This window comes from Streptomyces sp. NPDC001410 (assembly GCF_042895235.1).
Taxonomy (GTDB): Bacteria; Actinomycetota; Actinomycetes; order Streptomycetales; family Streptomycetaceae; genus Streptomyces.
Genome location: NZ_JBIAWE010000059.1, coordinates 1 through 1,052 on the forward strand (window position 1 = coordinate 1; position 1,052 = coordinate 1,052).

1 protein-coding gene is annotated in these 1,052 nt (G+C 69.6%); it reads right to left on the reverse strand.

The genetic code is table 11. The features are described from left to right. A partial coding sequence (locus tag ACFY3C_RS45765; RefSeq protein ID WP_390775195.1) for an IS481 family transposase occupies positions 1–952 on the reverse strand: 952 nt, incomplete at its 3' end. Positions 953–1,052: the final 100 nt, after the last annotated feature.

A 1,052-nucleotide genomic window follows, 5' to 3' on the forward strand; every position in this document is an offset into this window, starting at 1 on the left:
TGTATTGACCCGCAGCGTTGTTCACGCGGCTGATCGGTGGCTGGCCGCCGAGTGCGGTGTGGCAGCGGTGGTGGTTGTAGGTGTGGAGGAATTCTGTCAGGGCTTCTGTCCGTTCGGTGTTGCTGGTGTAGGGCCGCAGGTAGGCCCATTCGTCGAGCAGGGTGCGGTTGAAGCGTTCGACCTTGCCGTTGGTCTGCGGCCGGTAGGCGCGGGTGAGCTTGCCGGTCGCGCCGAGGTCGGCAAGCGCCTGCCGCCAGGCGAAGCTCTTGCGGTAGGGCCAGGCGTTGTCGGTCAGGACGCGTTCGACGCGGCCGATACCCGAGGCTGCGAAGAACGCTGCGGCCCGGCGCAGGAAGCCGGCGCAGGTGGCGGCCTTCTCGTCCGGGTGGATCTCGCTGTAGGCGAGGCGGCTGTGGTCGTCGACGGCGGAGTGGACGTAGTCGAAGCCCACGTTGCTGCGCCGGGCCCGGCCGGCCTGGCGGCCGAGGACTTTGTGGCCGCCGCCGTCGGGGATACGGCCGAGTTTCTTGACGTCGACGTGGACGAGTTCGCCGGGCCGGTCGCGTTCGTAGCGGCGGATGGGCTGGCCGGTGGGCCGGTCCAGGTGCGCCAGGCGGTTCAGGCCGTGCCGGGTGAGGATGCGGTGGACGGTGGAGGCGGGCAGGCCCAGGATCGGTCCGATACGTGCCGGGCCCAGCTTGCGCTCCTGCCGCAGCCTGCAGACATGCGCCTCGGTGGCGGCTGCGGTCCGGTGCGGTGTCCTGCGGGGACGGCTGGAACGGTCGATGAGTCCGCTCTCGCCCTCGGACCGCCAGCGCCGGATCCACTTGTGGGCCGTGGGACGGGAGATGCCCATCTCCGCGGCGACGTGGGCGACGGGACGACCGGAGCGGACACGCTCGACGAGCAGCCGCCTGCCGTGAACGGTCAGCCGGGCATTACGGTGGGACACGAAGGCCTCCGTGCGGTGAAGATTCGACACCTCCACCACACACGGAGGCCTTCGCCACGATCAAGACCGGCCCGCGTTAACAACGCTCGTGATCAATACA